This window comes from Allobosea sp. NPDC055353 (assembly GCF_053644975.1).
The window spans coordinates 2384925-2403698 of sequence record NZ_JBSHMC010000001.1 but is presented as its reverse complement, the minus strand read 5'-3'; the positions used below and the strand labels follow the sequence as shown (position 1 = coordinate 2403698).

Annotated in this window: 18 protein-coding genes; 6 read left to right on the top strand and 12 right to left on the bottom strand. The window is 66.7% G+C overall.

Features of this window, described 5'->3' with window-relative positions; all coding sequences use genetic code 11:
- Positions 1 to 391: 391 nt before the first annotated feature.
- Together ACWIEX_RS11090 and ACWIEX_RS11085 are read left to right on the top strand one after the other, a co-directional pair.
- Entirely contained in the window at positions 392 to 802 is a 411-nt protein-coding gene (locus ACWIEX_RS11090) for an NADH:ubiquinone oxidoreductase subunit NDUFA12 (RefSeq protein WP_199084477.1), read from the top strand.
- 205 nt (positions 803 to 1007) lie between these two features.
- On the top strand, positions 1008 to 1634 hold the full coding sequence (locus tag ACWIEX_RS11085) for a DUF2155 domain-containing protein (RefSeq protein WP_454033085.1): 627 nt from the start codon (positions 1008 to 1010) through the stop codon (positions 1632 to 1634).
- 25 nt (positions 1635 to 1659) lie between these two features.
- On the opposite strand, the gene aat is transcribed toward ACWIEX_RS11085, so the two are convergent.
- Positions 1660 to 2331, bottom strand: coding sequence for a leucyl/phenylalanyl-tRNA--protein transferase (aat, locus tag ACWIEX_RS11080; RefSeq protein WP_454033084.1), 672 nt, complete (start codon positions 2329 to 2331; stop codon positions 1660 to 1662).
- Between the two features lie 295 nt (positions 2332 to 2626).
- The gene (gene gyrA / locus ACWIEX_RS11075) at positions 2627 to 5431 is read right to left on the bottom strand and encodes a DNA gyrase subunit A (RefSeq protein ID WP_454033083.1); all 2805 of its coding nucleotides are present in this window, start codon (positions 5429 to 5431) and stop codon (positions 2627 to 2629) included.
- 211 nt (positions 5432 to 5642) lie between these two features.
- Between gyrA and ACWIEX_RS11070 the strand changes: the two genes are divergently transcribed.
- Complete coding sequence (locus ACWIEX_RS11070; RefSeq protein ID WP_454033082.1) at positions 5643 to 6275, top strand: MarC family protein; 633 nt, start codon at positions 5643 to 5645, stop codon at positions 6273 to 6275.
- A gap of 118 nt (positions 6276 to 6393) precedes the next feature.
- Here the strand turns inward: ACWIEX_RS11070 and ACWIEX_RS11065 are convergent, their stop codons facing one another.
- Positions 6394 to 6813: a DUF930 domain-containing protein gene (locus ACWIEX_RS11065; RefSeq protein WP_454033081.1), complete on the bottom strand. Its 420-nt coding sequence runs from the start codon at positions 6811 to 6813 to the stop codon at positions 6394 to 6396.
- A gap of 144 nt (positions 6814 to 6957) precedes the next feature.
- A complete protein-coding gene (locus tag ACWIEX_RS11060) occupies positions 6958 to 7272 on the bottom strand; it encodes a hypothetical protein (protein ID WP_454033080.1) in 315 nt (104 codons plus the stop codon).
- A gap of 141 nt (positions 7273 to 7413) precedes the next feature.
- Here ACWIEX_RS11060 and ACWIEX_RS11055 point away from each other — a divergent pair, with 141 nt between their 5' ends.
- From ACWIEX_RS11055 to ACWIEX_RS11045, 3 genes are read left to right on the top strand one after another with little or no spacing between them, the layout of a single operon-like run.
- Positions 7414 to 7728, top strand: coding sequence for an ArsR/SmtB family transcription factor (locus tag ACWIEX_RS11055; RefSeq protein WP_454033079.1), 315 nt, complete (start codon positions 7414 to 7416; stop codon positions 7726 to 7728).
- Positions 7725 to 8084 (top strand): SRPBCC family protein, encoded by a 360-nt coding sequence (locus tag ACWIEX_RS11050; protein WP_454033078.1) that lies wholly within the window; start codon positions 7725 to 7727, stop codon positions 8082 to 8084. Before ACWIEX_RS11055 ends, ACWIEX_RS11050 begins: the two co-directional genes overlap by 4 nt.
- A 50-nt stretch (positions 8085 to 8134) precedes the next feature.
- Positions 8135 to 8746, top strand: a complete 612-nt coding sequence (locus ACWIEX_RS11045; RefSeq protein WP_454033077.1) for an ATP-dependent Clp protease proteolytic subunit — start codon at positions 8135 to 8137, stop codon at positions 8744 to 8746.
- Positions 8747 to 8881: 135 nt separating this feature from the next.
- Here the strand turns inward: ACWIEX_RS11045 and ACWIEX_RS11040 are convergent, their stop codons facing one another.
- The 8 genes from ACWIEX_RS11040 to ACWIEX_RS11005 all read right to left on the bottom strand — a co-directional run bounded on the left by ACWIEX_RS11040 (position 8882) and on the right by ACWIEX_RS11005 (position 18766).
- Positions 8882 to 10060 carry an E22 family MetX-like putative esterase gene (locus tag ACWIEX_RS11040; protein ID WP_454033076.1) on the bottom strand — a complete coding sequence of 393 codons (1179 nt, stop codon included), beginning with the start codon at positions 10058 to 10060 and terminating at the stop codon, positions 8882 to 8884.
- Between the two features lie 79 nt (positions 10061 to 10139).
- Complete coding sequence (locus ACWIEX_RS11035) at positions 10140 to 11897, bottom strand: AsmA family protein (RefSeq protein ID WP_454033075.1); 1758 nt, start codon at positions 11895 to 11897, stop codon at positions 10140 to 10142.
- 96 nt (positions 11898 to 11993) lie between these two features.
- Complete coding sequence (locus ACWIEX_RS11030; RefSeq protein ID WP_454033074.1) at positions 11994 to 13679, bottom strand: ABC transporter permease; 1686 nt, start codon at positions 13677 to 13679, stop codon at positions 11994 to 11996.
- The gene (locus ACWIEX_RS11025) at positions 13676 to 14686 is read right to left on the bottom strand and encodes an extracellular solute-binding protein (RefSeq protein WP_454033073.1); all 1011 of its coding nucleotides are present in this window, start codon (positions 14684 to 14686) and stop codon (positions 13676 to 13678) included. Before ACWIEX_RS11025 ends, ACWIEX_RS11030 begins: the two co-directional genes overlap by 4 nt.
- Positions 14687 to 15038: 352 nt before the next feature.
- The gene (locus ACWIEX_RS11020; RefSeq protein WP_454033072.1) at positions 15039 to 16142 is read right to left on the bottom strand and encodes a DUF2865 domain-containing protein; all 1104 of its coding nucleotides are present in this window, start codon (positions 16140 to 16142) and stop codon (positions 15039 to 15041) included.
- Positions 16143 to 16290: 148 nt separating this feature from the next.
- A complete protein-coding gene (locus ACWIEX_RS11015; RefSeq protein WP_454033071.1) occupies positions 16291 to 16701 on the bottom strand; it encodes an MAPEG family protein in 411 nt (136 codons plus the stop codon).
- Between the two features lie 70 nt (positions 16702 to 16771).
- Positions 16772 to 18265, bottom strand: coding sequence for an IMP dehydrogenase (gene guaB / locus ACWIEX_RS11010; protein WP_061967710.1), 1494 nt, complete (start codon positions 18263 to 18265; stop codon positions 16772 to 16774).
- Between the two features lie 183 nt (positions 18266 to 18448).
- A complete protein-coding gene (locus ACWIEX_RS11005) occupies positions 18449 to 18766 on the bottom strand; it encodes a hypothetical protein (RefSeq protein WP_454033070.1) in 318 nt (105 codons plus the stop codon).
- Between the last annotated feature and the right edge of the window lie 8 nt (positions 18767 to 18774).

Genomic DNA, 18774 nt, shown 5'->3' with positions numbered 1-18774 from the left:
CTAAAATCCCCGCTATCATGGTTGACGGGCGATGAATCCGGTGGGTCCGCGACCTGGCCGCGCGTTCCGCTTTCAAAGCCTCCCGGAAGTGGCTGATCTCGGAGCACTTCCCGGCGAATGCAGTGCAGGCGGGCCGCCCCGAATCGCGGCCGAATCGTGGCGGGCGATTCACAAGCGCACAGATTTATCGATCCGCGGCGTGCGCAGCTCGCGGCGGGCAAGCCGGGCAGAGGAAGCCGCGCCCGCGGCGGGGGCTCATTCGATTGTGATGCGGCCAGGGGCGAACATTGCGTGGTCGGCAGGGTCGGCCTATCGCGGGCTGGACAGCGGGCGGTGCGAGAGCCATAAGTCGCCCGATTGTTTCAGCATCGCGCGCACGGACTTGAGGACGATGAAGGACTGGCTGCTGCAGATCTTCACCTGGTGGAACGGCCAGACGATCGGCACGCGTTTCCACACCTGGCGCTTCGGCGAGCGGGTGGGAGAGGATGAGTTCGGCAATGTCTATTACCGCACTGCGGGTGGGGTGAAGGACAAGGCGCTCGGCTTCCAGCGACGCTGGGTGATCTACAAGGGCGATGCGGAAGCCTCCAAGGTGCCGCCGGGCTGGAACGGCTGGCTGCACCATACCGTCGATGTCGCCCCCTCCGAGGAGAGCTACCAGCCGCGCGAATGGCAGCAGCCGCATCAGCAGAACTGGACCGGCACGGCTTTGGCCTATCGCCCGCAGGGCTCGACGCTCGCCGAGGGTGAGCGCCCGGCCGCAACCGGCGACTACGAGGCCTGGACGCCCGGCCGCTGAGAGAAGACCGCCTCTGAGAGAAGACCTGCAAGCCGAGCTTGCGAAATACCAGGCCGCTCCTTTCGGGGCGGCCTTTTTGCTGCCAGTCGGAGGTTTGGCCGTCATACCCCAAGCTTTCAGGGGCGATGCCCTTTTTCCGCTGCGATTGCCGTGTTACTGCGCGCCATCGCGGTCCTTCCGCGCCGTCGAAGAGATTCGCGCCCGCATGCCGTCGTTCTTTCGCTTCCCGATCCTGGCAGGCCTCGCCTCGAGCGCTCTGGCGACGCTGGCGGCCACGGGCCCGGCACAGGCCGATCGCATCCGCAATCCGACCGCGGTCTTCGCCGGGCTCGACAAGATCACCGGCCGCATCATCTCCTTCGAGGTGGCGATCGACGAGACCGTGCAGTTCGGCGCACTTCAATTGACTCCGCGAGTCTGCTGGACGCGCCCGCCGACCGAGGCGCCGCAGACCGATGCCTTCGTCGAGGTCGACGAGGTCACGGTCAAGAACGAGTACCGGCGCATCTTTACCGGCTGGATGTATGCGGCGAGCCCGGGCCTGCACGGTGTCGAGCATGCGATCTACGATGCCTGGCTGACCGACTGCAAAGGCGGCACCGAACTCGTCGTCGATCCCAAAGAGCCGGAAGCGCCGCCAGCCGAAGACCCGCGCCAGCCACGCACGCCCAACCAGCCTCCGGCCGCGCAGCAGCCCGCTTCGCCGCCGCGCGGCGGGCGTATCGATGTCGAGCCGCCACGTGGCGTGCCGGTCCAGCCGCAGCGGCCGAGCCAGCGCTTCTTCCCGACCAATCCCTCGCCGGGCCGCGATCCGACTGCCGGCGGCGGCTGATCCTGCCGGTAAGGCGATCCGGCGCTCAGAGCCGGGCGAGGGCCTCCCGGCCGCTCATCGCTGTTGAAACGGGCCAGGCGTGCCAGTCGCCGAGATGCAGCAGGGCGTCGTCGAGCAGGCGGCGATAACCGTCGCGCGGAATCTCGATCGTGCCGAACTGCGCGAGATGGCCGGTCTGGAACTGCGTATCCAGCAAGCGATAGCCGCCATGCCTCAACCGGGCGACGAGATGGACCAGCGCGACCTTCGAGGCATCGGTCTCGCTGTGGAACATGCTCTCGCCGAAGAAGGCGCTCCCCAGCGAGAGGCCGTAGAGGCCGCCGACCAGCCGGCCTTCGCGCCAGCATTCGACCGTGTGGACATGGCCGAGCGCGAAGAGTTCGCCGAAGATTTCGCGGATGCGCGGGTTGATCCAGGTTTCCGCGCGGTCCGGCTTGGCCTCGGCGCAGGCCGCGATCACGGCGTCGAAGGCGGTATCGACCCTGATCTCGAAACGATCCGAGCGCACGGTGCGGGCGAGCCGGGAGGAGAGGTGGAAGCGGTCGAGCGGAATGATGCCGCGCAGCTCCGGCTCGACCCAGAACAGGCCGGGATCATCGGCGCTCTCCGCCATCGGGAAGATGCCGGCAGCATAGGCGCGCAGCATGATCTCCGGCGTGATCGCAGGGGTGCGGACGGGCACGGAACGAGCCTTCATGACCGGATGGGAGCGCGGGGCGGGGCTTGTGTCAAACGAGGGCCGATCGTCATTGCGAGGAACGGAGCGAGGAAGCAATCCAGGTAGCGGGGCTCAACCATTCAACCCAGTCCTCCTGGATTGCTTCGCTACGCTCGCAATGACGGCTGGTGCCGAGATTGCGCTGGGGAACCTCCGCGTCATCCCGGGTCAAGCCCGGGATGACGGCGTGGTTCGATGCGAATCCTGGTACTCCCACTGCGGGCGCCATGGCTTCAGACATTGCATGAAGCCATGACCGCAAGAGGCTGACAGATCAGTCTTCCGTAGGCTCGACGTTCGGCGCTTCGTCGTTCGGCTCGGCGTCTTCGTCACCTTCACCATCGTCGTTGATGCACTCGACCGAGACGACCTTCTCGTCCTTGGCGGTGTTGAACACCGTCACGCCCTGCGTCGAGCGCCCGGCGATGCGGATGCGGTTGTCCGGGCCGGCATCGACCGGCACGCGGATGAGCTGGCCGCCATCGGTGACGAGCATGAGCTGGTCCGAGTCGAGGGCCGGGAAGGAGGCGACGAGCTTGCCGTTGCGGTCGTTCACGACCATCGCGACGATGCCCTTGCCGCCGCGCCCGGTGACCCGGTACTCGAAGGACGAGGTGCGCTTGCCGTAGCCACGCTCCGAGATGGTCAGGATGAACTGCTCGGCCGCGCCCATTGCGGCATATTTCTCCTGCCCGAGCTCGATGTCGCCGGCGCTCTCCTCGGCATCGGCCTCGACCGGAACTGCGGTTTCCGCGCCATCCTCGGCCTCGCCGGTGAGCGCCCTGCGGGCGGCCGCGGCGCGCTTGAGATAGGCGGCGCGCTCGTCCGGCGTGGCGTCGAGATGGTGCAGGATCGCGAGCGAGATCACCTCGTCGCCCTTGGCCAGATTGATGCCGCGCACGCCGGTGGAGTCGCGGCCCTTGAAGACGCGCACCTCGGGCACGGCGAAGCGGATGCACTGGCCGAGGGCGGTGGTCAGCAGCACGTCGTCGTTCTCGGTGCAGATCTGCACGTCGACGATGTGGTCGCCCTCGTCGAGCTTCATCGCGATCTTGCCGGCGCGGTTGACGTTGACGAAGTCGGAGAGCTTGTTGCGCCGCACCCCGCCCGAGGCTGTCGCGAACATCACGTCGAGCGTCTCCCAGCTCGCCTCGTCCTCCGGCAGCGGCATGATCGTGGTGATGCGCTCGCCGGCCTCGATCGGCAGCATGTTGACCAGTGCCTTGCCGCGGGCGTTCGGCGCCGAGAGCGGCAGTCGCCAGACCTTCTCCTTGTAGACCTGGCCTTCCGAGGAGAAGAACAGCACCGGCGTATGGGTCGAGGCCACGAAGAGGCGGGCGACGAAATCCTCGTCCTTGGTCGCCATGCCGGAGCGGCCCTTGCCGCCGCGGCGCTGGGCCCGGTAGGTCGAGAGCGGCACGCGCTTGATGTAGCCGCCATGGCTGACGGTGACGACCATGTCCTCGCGGGCGATCAGGTCCTCGTCGTCGAGGTCCGAGCCCCAGTCCTGGATCTCGGTGCGGCGCGGCGTGGCGAAGGCGTTCCTGACCTCGGCGAGCTCGGTCTTGACGATCGACTGGATGCGGGCGCGCGAGCGCAGGATGTCGAGATAATCCGCGATCTCCCTGGCGAGCTTCTCCAGCTCGTCGCCGATCTCGTCGCGGCCGAGGGCGGTGAGACGGGACAGGCGCAGTTCGAGGATCGCCTTGGCCTGCGCGTCCGAAAGCCGGTAGGTGCCGTCCGGGTTCATCGGGTGGCGCGGATCGTCGACCAGCGCGATCAGCGGGGCGATATCGTCGGCCGGCCAGTCGCGCGCCATCAGCGATTCATGCGCGGCGGCCGGGGTCGGTGCCGTGCGGATCAGGCGGATGACCTCGTCGATATTGGCGACGGCGGTGGCGAGGCCGCAGAGCACATGGGCGCGCTCGCGGGCCTTGTTCAGGAGGTAGCGCGTGCGCCGCGAGACGACCAGCTCGCGGAACTCGACGAAGGCCGAGATGAAATCCCGAAGGTTGAGGACTTCCGGGCGGCCGCCGTTCAGCGCCACCATGTTGGCGCCGAAGGAGGTCTGCAGCGGGGTGAAGCGATAGAGCTGGTTCAGCACCACATCGGCGACGGCGTCGCGCTTGATCTCGATGACGACGCGCACGCCCTCGCGGCTGGATTCGTCGCGCAGGTCGGAGATGCCCTCGATGCGCTTCTCGCGCACGAGATCGGCGATCTTCTCGACCATCGTCGCCTTGTTCACCTGATAGGGAATCTCGGTGACGACGATCGCCTCGCGTTCCTTGCGCATTTCCTCGATATGCGTCTTCGAACGCATCACGATCGAGCCGCGGCCGGTGTGATAGGCGGAATGGATGCCGCTGCGGCCCATGATCGAGGCGCCGGTCGGGAAATCCGGGCCGGGCACGATCTCGATCAGGTCGTCGATCGAGATCTCGGGATCGTCGATATAGGCGACGCAGGCATCGATGACCTCGCCGAGATTATGCGGCGGGATGTTGGTGGCCATGCCGACGGCGATGCCGCCGGCGCCGTTGACGAGCAGGTTGGGATAGCGCGCCGGCAGGACCGTCGGCTCATGCTCCTTGCCGTCGTAGTTGGGCTGGAAATCGACGGTGTCGAGATCGAGGTCTTCCAGCAGCGGCATCGCCGCCTTGTCGAGGCGGGCCTCGGTGTAACGATCGGCGGCTGCGCTGTCGCCGTCCATCGAGCCGAAATTGCCCTGGCCGTCGATCAGCGGCAGGCGCAGCGAGAAATCCTGCGCCATGCGCACCAGCGCGTCATAGACCGCGAGGTTGCCGTGCGGATGGTACTTACCCATCGTGTCGCCGACGATGCGGGCGCATTTGGTATAGGGCCGCTCGGGCACATTCTTGTTCTCGTGCATCGAGAACAGGATGCGGCGGTGGACCGGCTTCAGGCCGTCGCGGACATCGGGCAGAGCGCGGCTCACGATCACGCTCATGGCGTAATCGAGATAGCTCTTCTTCATCTCGTCGGTGATCGCGATCGGCTTGATGTCGCCGCCGAAATCCGGGGCGTTGTCGCGCTTGTCGTCGGTATCGTCGCTCAAGGGGAAATGTCCCGATTCCTGCTGGTTTTTCAGCCTTCTGGCTATCCGATTCCGGCAGGAGAAGCCAGTAAAAGCAGGCTCTGTCCAAGCAAAAATTCTTTAAGTGAATTCAATGTCTTATGGGTAACTTTCGGATGCCTTCCGGCGCGTCGCCATATTCCGGCCTTTCTTGGCGCGTGACGGCGGGCTTTGGGCATGCTGATGTGGCGCCATGTTCGTCGAATTCGCTACCGCAGCCCTCGTCACCATGCTGGTGACGCTCGACCCGCCGGGCCTTGCGCCGATCTTCCTCTCGCTCACGCGCGGGATGTCGAAAAGCGAGCGCAAGCAGGTCGCGATCCGCGCCTCGATCATCGCCTTCTGCATCATGGCCTTCTTCGCCGTGGCGGGCGACATCGTGCTGAAGGCGCTCGGCGTCTCGCTGCCGGCCTTCCGCATCGCGGGCGGGCTTCTGCTGTTCTGGATCGCCTTCGAGATGGTGTTCGAGCGCCGGACCGAGCGCAAGCAGCAGACGGCCGAGACGGCGATCACCCAGGATCACATCCGCAATGTCGCAGCCTTTCCGCTGGCGATCCCGCTGATGGCGGGGCCGGGCGCGCTGACGGCGATGATCCTGCTGGCCGGCCGCGCCGGCGGCGACCCGCTGCTGCTGGTCACGCTCGCGGTGATCTGCGGGCTGGTGGTGCTGTCCTGTCTTCTGGTGTTCCTCTCGGCGACGGCGATCGCGAAGCTTCTGGGCGTCACCGGCAATATCGTGCTCACGCGCCTGCTCGGCGTGATCCTGGCGGCGCTGGCGGTGCAGTTCGTGATCGACGGGATCAGGGCCGCGGCGCAGGCGGCGTAGGGCAGGCCGAGCTCCGTACACGGCCCGATGCAGCCGGTTGAAAAGCGTCTCGGTCTGAACCGGCGAGACCCCACACGTAGCCTTGCGGCTCGCGGGTGAAAGCCGAGCGCGCCTGGTTTCAATCGTAGAGATAGAGGCGGTGCCACAGCTTGCGTTCGATTTCGCTGCCCACCTTGTAATTCAGTTCGGTGATGTCGAGGTGCCGAGGGCCGGTTTGGCAGCGGTAAGCAAGGCGAAACCACCTGTTGCGGCTTCTGAAGGCGGCGCCATCTGCTATGAGCCGATTGCTTTTCTGCGTCGGACTTTGAAATGTGTAGGCTATGACTTTATCCACGGTGAATTCCGGGTGGTCGCGATTAATCTGAAGCATCACTTCGGTATCGCAGACCTCTTCAAGCCGGGTTTGCAACTCGACACGCTCGAACTGCTGGCGAAGACGTTTTTCGTAGGTCGCTGCCTGCGCCTGACCAACGATCGTCAGCGATGCCAAAAAGCCCGCAAGCCAAAGCTGCGCCGGGCCTATGCGCATTGATCTCATGTCAACGATACCTATCAGCAGCCCTCTGGGCATTTCGACCCGAGGTCTATCGCAATCGATAGCGGTGGATCAAATTTTCAGAACCCCAAGACCTTCACCGGCTGATCTCTGTCGCCGACCGGTTCGTTGACGGGTTCCCACTGTTCAGCGCTTCGGCCCCATGGTCCCGATCGTCTTCAATCGCGCCGACCTGACCCAGCCGCTGACGTCGTTGCCGGTCCGGGAGTTGAGATACATCACCGACGACCAGCCGTCCCGCGTCTGCGCATAGGCGATGACCTCGTCCTTCGGGATGATGAAGATGCCCGTCATCGGGCAGGCGCGGTCCGGCGCCGAATGGAATTGCAGGCGGCCGGAGCCGATCACGACCTGGCTCAGCGGCGGCGAGAAGGCGGGGGCCTGATCCGAACCAGTCTGCGGCTCCGAGCAGGCGGCCTGTGCCGGGGGAGATGACAGCAAGGCGCATAAGAGGACAATTGCCGGCCCGATCATCCTCATGGCGTGCTCTTTCGTGCTCAGCCTCGGCTCCGCAGCAGGTTAGCACAAGCTCCTGGCGCGGAGCCTCTTGCGATTCACATAAGTTATCGCTTATGTGATGCCATGATCGAGAACGAGATCTTCAAGGCGCTGGCCGATCCGACGCGGCGCGCCATCCTCGACAAGCTGACGGCGGGCAGCCTGAATGCCAGCGCTTTGCGCGAGGGCATGGCGATCAGCCAACCGGCGATGTCGCAGCATCTCGCGGTGCTTCGTGGCGCAGGCCTCGTTCAAGAGGAGCGGCAGGGGCGCTTCGTGAACTACCGGGTCGACCCGGAGGGGCTGGCGCTGGTCGCGCGATGGCTGACGAAATACCGCGCCTTCTGGCCGGCGCGGATCGACGATCTCAGGACCTTGCTCAAGGAGATGGATCAATGAGCGGCGACCATAGCGAAGCGGCGACCGATCCTCTCGTCTTCGAGTTCCGGTTCGACGAGCCGCCCGAAAAGCTCTGGCGCGCTATCAGCACGCCCGGCCTGCGCGAGCATTGGCTGCCCGATGCGGAGCTGGCCGATCCCGAGCCGAGCGTCGTCACGCCGGGGGAGGCGCTGCGCTACCGGATGCGCGACAGCGAACCGCCCTTTCTGGAGAGCGTGGTCACCTTCCGGATCGAAGGGCGCGAGAGTGGCGGTGCCAGCTTGCAGGTGATCCATGAGCTGGCGGATCGCCGCGTCGGGCTGGATCTCATCCCGGCGAACAGCAACGCACCGCCGGTCATGCGCGCCGCCGCCTGAGGCGGCGCGAAACCACCATCTATCCACATCCTAAACTCTGGAGTTCGCCGATGCGCGAAGCGATGCAACTCGTCCCTATGGTCGTCGAACAGTCGAGCCGCGGAGAGCGCTCGTTCGACATCTATTCGCGGCTGCTGCGCGAGCGGATCATCTTCCTCAATGGCGAGGTCAACGACGCGCTGAGCGCGCTGGTCTGCGCGCAGCTTTTGTTCCTGGAGGCGGAGAACCCGAAGAAGCCGATCCATCTCTACATCAACTCGCCCGGCGGCGTGGTGACCAGCGGCTTCGCCATGTACGACACGATGCGCTACATCCGCTCGCCGGTGCATACGCTGTGCATGGGCACGGCGCGTTCGATGGGCTCGTTCCTGCTGATGGCGGGCGAGCCGGGCGAGCGCGGGGCGTTGCCCAATGCCAGCCTGCATGTCCACCAGCCGCTCGGCGGCTTCCAGGGGCAGGCTTCCGATGTCCTGATCCATGCCGAGGAGATGCGGCAGACCAAGCATCGGCTGACCCGGCTCTATGCCGAGCATTGCGGGCGAACTTACGAGGAGGTCGAGCGCACGCTCGACCGCGACCGCTTCATGACGGCGGAAGAGGCGCTGGAATGGGGCCTGATCGACAGGATCGTCCACCGTATGGAGGAGCCGGCTGCGGCGTGAGCCATGCAGGCTTGGGTCGGGCGTAGCGAAGCGAAGACCCGGGATCCATTCCGGAACGGTTCAGGCATGGATCCCGGATCGGCGCGGCTGCGCCGCTTGTCCGGGATGACCCTCAGGTGAGCGAGGGGGTTCAGGTCACTTCTCCAGAAAGGCCCGGATCGCGCCTTCGGCCTGTTTCATCGAGATCACGCCGTCGAGATGGCCGCGCGAGCCGTCGATGGTGGCGTGCGTTATGTCGCGCCCCGCCGCCTTCGCCGCCTTCACCGTGGTCGCGACCATGTCGGGCGTGAAGACGAGATCCTTCGGCTGGGTGATCAGCAGCATCGGCGCCCTGATCTTCGCCATGCCATCCGCGAGCGAGGTGCCCCCAGTGGCGAAGAGCTGGTTCGCCTTGACGAGATAGAGGAAGTGGTTCGCGTCCGAGACCTTCGCGCGGGCCATGCCGGCATTGTCGAGCACGCTCTGGACCTGGAACTTGTTGGCGAGCGCCTTGGCCGGATCATCGCCCTCCTTGGCCGGGCGGCGGCCGAAGGTAGCGTTGGCCCAGTCCTGGTGGTTGGCCTGCAGCGTCACCGCCGTCAGCGCCTTGGCGAGGCCGGCAAGCGGCGGGGCCTTGCCGTAGTAATCGCCATTGTTCCAGTTGGGGTCGACGAGGATCGGCGCGGCCCAGACATCGAGCCAGGCGATCAGCATCGCATCGGCCTCGCCGGCGCCGATCACCGGCATGGCCTTGGCGACCATCTCGGGATGGCTCGCCGCCCATTCGAAGGTCTGGAGCGAGCCCATCGAGGGGCCGGCAACCAGCGCGAGCTTCCTGATGCCGAGGCTTTCGACCAGCCCCTTCTGGACCTCGACGAAGTCGCGGACCGTGACGATGGGGAAGTCGAGCCCATAGGGCTTGCCGGTATCGGGATTGATCGAGGCCGGGCCGGTTGTCGTGGTCTTGGGGTCGCCGGTGTTGAGGTTCACCAGCGTGTCCGAGGACAGGACGAAATACTTGTTGGTGTCGATCGCCTTGCCCGGGCCGATGATCGCGTCCCAGTAGCCCGGCGCCGGGTCGTTGGCGGCGTATTTGCCGGCGGCATGCGAGTTGCCGGAGAAGAAGTGGCAGATCAGCACGGCGTTGGATTTGTCGGCGTTGAGCGTGCCGTAGCTTTCCCAGCCGACGCGGACATTCTTCAGCGTCCGTCCGCTCTGGGTGGTGAAGCTCGCGAGCTCGAAGACCTTCTTCTCGACCGTCAGATCCTGCGCCTCGGCCATGCCTGCCGTCATCCATCCTGCGAGCGCGAGAGCGCCCATGAGCCACATCTTCATCGCCGCATCCTTCCCACCGTCGCAACAAGGTCCGGCCGCATCAGAGCGGATTTCCGGGGAGCGCGAAAGCGGGGTTGAGCTACCGGGTGAGTAGCGTCGGCACGACGGAGGCACCACCGGCGGGGCTGAGGAAGGCCTCCGCCTCGATATCGAAGGCCGGAGCATCGATCGGGCCCTTGAGCCGGAAGGGCAGCTTCAGGTTGCCATTCGGCGAGGTGAGCAGCGCGGTCATGTCGAGGGTGCGGGTTCGCAGCGAGGCGCTGCCGGCCAGGTTGAAGCGGTAGTTCGAGCCGTTCATTTGCGCCTCGGTCAGGGCGAGAAGGCCGCCGGCGATCCCGGCATTGGCGGAGATCGTCTCGAACGGCGTCTTGCCCTGCCGCCAGTCGCGCAGGGCCTGGGCCGGGCTGCGTTCGGCACGGCGGAGCAGTTCGCCGAAGGCGACGCCGCCGATCTCGCCCTGCCGGGCCGCGAGGTTGACCCTGCCGGTGAGCGAGCCCAGCAACTCGTCGAAGGAGCGCCCGACGCCATCGAGCGTGAGCTGCAGGCCACCGGTACCGCTGAGGCGCGCCAGTTGCGGCAGGTCGGAAGCAGCCTGGCCGATATTCACCTTGTCGAGGCCGGCCTGGAGCTTGACGTCGACGCCGGCGGGAACGCCGACCGCGAGCAAGCGGCTCTTGACGCTGCCGCCATAGGCGCCGGCCCGCAGCAGGCCCGTTTCGAACCGGCCCTTCTTCACCAGGAGATAGGTCGCGACGTCGGTGAGCTTTGCGCCTTTCAGGCGGACGGCGTCGACCGATATCCGCAGATCGATGTCGCGCGCGGTCCAGGCATCGAGATCGAGGGGCGCGGTATCGGCAGCATCGACGGCCGGCACCGGCAGGCGGTCGACGAGGCGGCCGAGATCGAGCGTCGCGCCGGCAAGCGTGCCCGACAACGCGAAGCGCCCGCCGACCTCGGCAAGCTTGATCGCGCCGTCGAGGCGCTCGCCGTCGAGACTGACGATGGCGTTGTTGAACGAGACCTCGCGCGGCTTCACCTGGATATCGGCCGAAACGGCGACGGAGCCAAGCGCCGATGCCAGGCGCGATTCCTCGCCGAACCAGCCGAAAAGCCCGGGAAGTGAAGGCGTCGAGAGGGCAAGCAGGCCGTTGATCACCGGTGCGCCGGGGCCGGAGCGCGTGCCCTCGAAGCGCAGCTTCAGCAAGGAGGAGGTCGCCGAGAGAGCGGTCTTGGCGCTGCCTCCCACCATCGGCCAGAGCAGGCTCACCTCGGTCGGTACGCCGCGCCAGTTGAGCGAGCCGGACAGGGCGAGAGGCTCGTTGAGGCTGCGCTCGTCGATGACGAGATCGAGATCGCGCACGACGCTCTGGATCGCACCATTCGCCCGCAGGAAGACAGAGCCCGAACGGACGACGATCTTGCTCTGGCTTTGCAGCCGCTCGAATTCGGCGAGCGGGGTGCTGAGCCATTCGGTGACGCCGTCGCTTCCGGCAGGAACGGCGACGTCGATCCGCGGCGCGATCAGATCGACCCGGTCGAAGCTGATCCGCCCGCCCAGTAGCGGCAGAAGCCGCAACTGTGCCTTGACCCGTACGGCCTCGCCGGAGAGCGCGCCGTCGCGCTGGCTGAAGGCGACCTGCGACAGGCTGATGCGCGGCAGCGGGAGCAGGGCGATTTCGGCGCGTTCGATCGCCTTGACGACAAAGCCGGTCCGCTCTTCGATCGCGCTGACGGCTGCGCGCTGGACACGGCCCAGCGCAACGTCCCACGACCGCGAACCGAGCAGGCCGATGGCGACGACGAGGCTGAAGGCGATGATCGCAGCGCGTCTGGTCATGGACTTCCGAATCGGCACCGGGCCGAAATTCAGCCAGCCCCCTGGCGGCACAGGGTTTAGGCCGATGCCGAGAGCTTGTCGAGGCGGGAAAGCCGGCTATCCCGCGCGATTCGTGCCGGCTTTCGCCAGCACGAAGGCTGGATAGAGGCCGGCCAGGATGATCAGCAGTGCCGCCAGCGCGCCATCCTCGAAGACGCCGCGTGAGGCATGGCCATAGACCACGGTCGCCAGCGTGTCGACGTTGAGCGGGCGCAGCAGCAGCGTCGCCGGCAGTTCCTTGAGGCAGTCGACGAAGACGAGAAGCCCGGCGGCAGCGATGGCCGGGCGCGCCAACGGCCAATGAATCCGCCGCAGCACCTCCGGTCCGGGGGCACCAAGCGCGCGGGCTGCATCGTCGATCCGCGGCGAGACCCGCGCCAGCCCGCTCTCGACGCCGGAGACCCCGATGGCGAGGAAGCGCACGGTATAGGCGATGACGAGCGCGGCGCCGGAGCCGATCAGGATCAGGCCCGGCTTGAGGCCGAACAGGGCGGATGCAGCATCGGCCAGCAGGTTGTCGAAGGCCGCGAGCGGGATCAGCAGGCCGAGCGCGAGCACGGTGCCCGGCACGGCGTAGCCGAGGCTGGCGATGCGGGCGAGGGGCTTCAGCCAGGTCTCGCGACCGCTGCGGCTGGCCGTGGCGATGCCGAGCCCGAGCGCCACGACCAGAATTGATGCGAGGCCGGAGAGCAGCAACGCATTGCCGAGAAGCCGCAACAGCGCGGCGTCGAACTGGGCCAGCAAGCCACGTTGCAGGATTTCGGTGAGGAGATAGCCGATCGGCAAGGCGGCACCGAAGAACACGGGCAGGGCGCAGGCGAGGGCGGCCAGAGCGGCGCTGCGACCATGCAGCGGCCGGCGCGTTACCGGGCGGGGCTGGCGGACCGGCAGGGCGAAGCGGCGCTGTCCGCGCAGCTGCCTCTCGGCGAGGATCAGCGCGAAGACGATCAACAGCATGACGCAGGCGATCTGGGCTGCGCCGGGCAGCGAGCCGCGATTGACCCAGGTTGTATAGATCGAGAGCGTCAGCGATCTCACGCCGAGATATTCGGTGGCGCCGATATCATTCAACGTCTCCAGCAGGACAAGCGTCAGGCCGGCTGCCAGGGCCGGGCGCGCCAGCGGCAGGCCGATGCGCCAGAACAGGCGGCCGGGCGCCGCGCCGAGATTGCGCGCGGCCTCGACGATGCTGGCGCCCTGCACGCTGAACAGCGCGCGCGTGCTGAGATAGACGTAAGGATAGAGAACGATGGCCATGATCGCGATCGCGCCCGGCAGGTTGCGCGGATCGGGAAACCAGTAGTCGCGCAAGGAGCGCCAGCCGGCCGCGGCGCGCAACGCGCTCTGGAGCGGCCCCTGGAAGCCGAGGAATTCGACGTAGATATAGGCTGTCAGATAGGTCGGCAGCGCCAGCGGCAGCACGAGCAGCCATTCGAAAGAGCGCCGCCCCGGGAAATCATGCTGCGTCACCAGCCACGCCGTGCCGACGCCGATGACGGCGCAGGCCGTGCCGACGCCGGCCAGCAGCAGACTGGTCTGGACGAGGGCCGTCGGCAGGACGTTGGCGGCGAGATGCGGCCAGATCTCTGCGGCCTGCCGTGAGGACAATGCGGTCGCGACGAGCGCAAGCAGCGGTAGCAGCACGAGCGCCGCACCGCCGATCGCGGCATAGGCGAAACGTGTCGACGGCCGCCACGAGAATGGCGACCGTCGCGTAGCGTGGAGCGGTTGGCTCAGGCTCAATTGTCGAAGCCGACCTTGTCGACGAGGTTGGCCGCCGCCTTGCGCTGCTTGGCCACCTCGGAGAGCGGCAGCTTGTCCGGCGTGACGGCGCCGAGCAACTTGACGGCGGCGGAGTCGGTCACGGCCGCGTTGACCGGGAACTCGAAATTGCCGTTCGCGTAGAGGGCTTGCGCCTTGTCGCCGAGCATGTACTCCACCAGCTTGACGGCGTTGTCCTTGTTCGGAGCGTTCTTGGCCAGCGCGGCGGCCGAGACGTTCACATGGGTGCCGCCGCCGGCGAAGGTGGTCTTGAGCGGCTGGATCGCGTCGAACCAGCCCTTCTGCTCGTTCTTCGCCTGGCTCATCAGGCCGATATAGTAGGTGTTGATGATGGCGATGTCGCAGAGGCCCGACTGGATGTCGCGGGCGACGTCGCGGTCGCCGCCGCCGGGCTTGCGGGCGGCGTTGGCGCGCACGGCCTTGAGCCAGGTCTCGGTCTTCTCGGCGCCGTGATGGGCGAGATAGGCGGCGAAGAGCGCGTTGTTATAGGGGTGCTGGCCGGCGCGGATGCAGAACTTGCCCTTCCACTTGGGGTCGGCGAGGTCCTCGTAGGTGATCGCGTCCTGCTTGACGCGCTCCTTCGAGACGACGACGACGCGGGCGCGCTTGGTCAGCGTGACCCAGTTGTTGTCGGGGCGAAGCTGCGCCGGGACGGCCTTGTCGACCACGTCCGACTTGATCGGCTGGGTGATGCCGGCATCGACCGCGGCGTTGATCTCGCCGACATCGACCATCAGCATGACGTCGGCCGGGCTGTTGGCGCCTTCGGCGCGGATGCGCTCCTGCAGGCCGTCCTTCAGGAAGACGGCATTGACCTTGATGCCGGTGTCCTTGGTGAAGGCTTCCAGCACCGGGTTGAGCAAAGCGGGCTCGCGGGTGGTGTAGAGGTTCACGCCCTGCGCGAAGGCCGGGGCGGCCAGCAGGCAGGACGACAGCGCCAGGGCGTGGAGATAGGTCTTTGCGATCATTCTTCTGCTCCGTCGATGGGCGCGATCAGCGCGACGGGCGAGCGATAGAACGCCGGGGAGGGGGCGTCAATGAAGTAATCCTATGATATCAATGTCTTAGACGAATTCTAGGCAACTTCTTATTTGGACGAATTCTAATAAGCCAGGCATTGCCTTGGAAAGACGAAGAGATTTCGGACGCGATCCGGTCGTACGTCTTTTGGATGAGGCGACCGGCCGCGGCTGGGCCGGCCGTTTCTCGTCGAACGTGGGCGCAGTATCGGCTCGCATGATGCTCCCAGCCGTCGTCATTCCGGGGCGTGCCGGAGGCGCGAAGCCCCGGAATGACAGGGAGCGTCGAAAGTCTCGACACTCAGCGCGTCGGCAGCGGGATCAGCCGAACCGACTCCTGCGCCGTCGGGTCGACCGTGCCGCGCAGGATCGCGTCGCTGGCGATGGTATCGTCGTGCAGACGCGCTTCGCGGACGCGCATCTGGCGGCGGACGCTGCGCGCCTGCGCTTCCATGCGGGAAATGCCGACCCGCTCGTCGATCTGCTTGCGTTGGGACTTGCTGAGCTCCGACGCTGTGCGGAAGTCGCGGAAGTCGCGCCGGCTATAGGGCCAGCTCGAACCGCCGGTGAAGGTCGAGACCTTGCCGTCGAGCACGACGCTGTCGCCCGGCCGCAAGGTGATGTCGCGCAGCAGGGAAATCCGCCGTTCGCCGACCTGGACGATGGGGGCGCGGCAGGCCGGGTCGGCCGCCTTCTCATGGCTGAAGGCCATCGGCAGGGCGCCATAGCGCTTGCCGTCGGCCGCCACGGCGTCCGCCATGCCGGTCGCGCCGGCGGCCATCCTGAAGACCTTGACCGGAACACCCGGATTCGCCGCCTGGCACAGCGCTTCATGGGCCTTCATGTCACCGGGCGCGCGGAGATAGCCGATCGGAGCGGGAAAACCATCGCAAAGGCGGACGCAGAAGGTCTGGGCGCGGCTTGCCGCGCCGGTGACGGCATCCAGCGACGCGGTGGCGGTGCCGGCGACCTTGCGCCGGCGCTCGGCGGGTTTCCGGGCGGATTTGCGGAAGGGGTTGAGGTCGATCGGCGGGTGGGCCAGGCGGCCGTCCGGCAATGTCTGCATGAGCGGCAGGCGCCAGCCGCGGCTGGCGGGGGCATAGGCATTGGCTTGCGGAGTATAGCGCGTCGAGGTGTAGGCGGCATTGCGCAGGCGCGTCTGCTCGGTGTGGCGCGCGGCTTCCTGCATGATGAATTCACGCGCGCCGGCATCGCCCTCGGCCTGGACCATCGAGGCCGTCAGCACGATGCCCCCGGAGCCGAGGGTGGCGCCGAGCGCGGCGAGCGCCAGGAGGCGTGCCGCGGGGCTGCGCCGGGTGCTCTTCTTCGTCTTGCCGGAAACGGCAGCCAAAACCTCACCGTCGCGGGCGAAAACCCGCGCCGGGACTTCACGGACACGCAACATCGCGTCACTCCAAACTACGCTTGTCCACCGTCCGCCGCCATTCGGGGTGTAGTTTACTTTTCGTTAAGCTTCAACGCTTCCCGGCTCGCAGCCGGCGGAAACGGGTGGAATGCTTAACGGGAGCGAGGCGAGGCAAGCCCGGTCTCCCTCAGAGCACGGAGATGAGGACGCCTAGCCACATGCAGAACAGCGCGATGACGCCGATGCCGTAGATCGCGCCGCGCAGCTTCAGCGGGTTGGGGCCGATATGGACCAGGGTGTGGACGATCCGGGTCGCGACATAGAGCCAGGCCAGGAGCGCCATGACATAGCCGGTCGCGCCGGTCTCCATCGCGACCATCACGAGCGCGAAGAAGATCACCGGCGTTTCGAACTGGTTGGTGAAGTTCGCTGCGGCGAGCCGGGCCGGGACCGGGTAGCGCTCGGTCGAGACGGTGACCTCGTCGGGCCGGACGGCACCGCTGGTGAAGGCGTTCTTGCGGCGCAGCGCCAGGATGACGCCGACGACGAAGATCCAGAAGATCATCGCCAGCGTCGGATAGATCAGCTTGAGAGTCATGGTTGCGCGTCGCCTCGTGTCGCACCGGCCCGGATGAGTCGGGCCAGTGCTGCACAATGCCCGCGATGACTCAAGAGCGGGTTGGGTAGTTCGGGCTTTCGCGCACGATCGTCACGTCATGGACGTGGCTCTCGCGCAGGCCGGCGCTGGTGATGCGGATGAAGCGCGCCTTGGCCTGGTAGTCGGCGAGGTCCTTGCCGCCGACATAGCCCATCGCGGCGCGCAGGCCCCCGGCGAGCTGGTGGAGCACGTTCGAGACCGGACCCTTGTAGGCAACCTGGCCCTCGATGCCCTCCGGCACGAGCTTCAGCGAATCCTTGATGTCCTGCTGGAAGTAGCGATCGGCCGAGCCGCGCGCCATCGCGCCGACCGAGCCCATGCCGCGATAGGCCTTGTAGGAGCGACCCTGGTACAGGAAGGTTTCGCCGGGGGTCTCGTCGGTGCCGGCGAGCAGCGAGCCGACCATGGCGCAGGAGGCACCGGCCGCAAGCGCCTTGGCGAGGTCGCCCGAATACTTGATGCCGCCATCGGCGATGACCGGGACGCCGGCCTTCGCGCCGGCGGAAGCCGCATCCATGATCGCGGTGAGCTGCGGCACGCCGACGCCGGCGACGATGCGGGTCGTGCAGATCGAGCCCGGGCCGATGCCGATCTTGATGGCGTCCGCGCCGGCATCGATCAGGGCCTGCGCACCGCCGGCGGTCGCGACGTTGCCGGCGATGACCTGGACGGAGTTGGAGAGCTTCTTCACCCGGCTGACGGCTTCCAGCACCTTGGCCGAATGGCCATGGGCGGTGTCGACGACGATCAGGTCGACACCGGCATCGATCAGCATCTCCGAGCGCTCGAAGCCCTGGTCGCCGGTCGTGGTCGCGGCGGCGGCCAGCAGCCGGCCATGCGCGTCCTTGGCGGCGTTCGGGTGGGCGACCTGCTTCTCCATGTCCTTGACGGTGATCAGGCCGATGCAGCGGTAGTGATCGTCGACGACGAGCAGCTTCTCGATGCGGAACTGGTGCAGCAGGCGGCGTGCCTCCTCGGGATTGACGCCCTCGCGCACCGTGATCAGGCGCTCCTTGGTCATCAGCTCCGAAACCGGCTGGGCCGGATTGGCGGCGAAGCGAACGTCGCGGTTGGTGAGGATGCCGACGAGCTTGCCGTGGTGGCCCTGCGGGCCGCGCTCGACGACCGGAATGCCGGAGATGCCGTTGTTCTTCATCAGCGCCAGCGCGTCGGCCAGCGTCTCGTCGGGATGGATGGTGATCGGGTTGGCGATCATCCCCGATTCGAACTTCTTGACGAGGCGGACCTGGGCGGCCTGCTGGTCGGCGTCGAGATTGCGGTGGATGACGCCCAGCCCGCCGGCCTGTGCCATGGCGATCGCCATGCGGGCCTCGGTGACCGTGTCCATGGCCGAGGCGATGATCGGCAGGTTCAGCGAGATGGTGCGGGTGAGCCTGGTGCGGATGTCGACATCCGCCGGCATGACCTCGGACGGGCCCGGCTCGAGCAGCACGTCGTCGAAGGTAAGACCGTCGCGAATCAGACCGTCGAGGGAAAGCGTCATCGTCAACTCCGACCGCCGGGCGAGGCCGGCTTTTCAAAGGGGCAGGGCGAAAGGCCCATTGCCGAGTTGACGAGGCCCGTTAGCACGGGTGTGGCGGAGCCGCTAGTGCATCGGTCAGGATTCTTTTGCAGTGCGGAAACGGCGCGGGCGAGTAGCTGCGCCGTTTCCGCTGCGTCACCCGGATTATCGGACCAGCCGAGTCGCTTCTGGCTGGACGGGCGCGTCCGGTGCGATGCCGAAGCAGCCGGCCTCGAAGATGGTCCGTCCCGCCGCATTGGCCATGCGCTGGCAGGTTTCGAGGCGCAGGCATACGTCATAGCGCAAACCTTCGCCGCCGCTGCCGGGGATCGTCTTGAACTGGCAACCGGTCTTCCAGCCATCGGACGCGGCTGCAGCCGGGGTCGGCGCCCCGCTCAGGCCGGCAATCAGCGCGAAGCCGAGAGCAAACAGTCCGGGAGACAGGCTGCGCGCGGCGGCAAATACAGGTGAGATTCTGATCATGGCGCTTC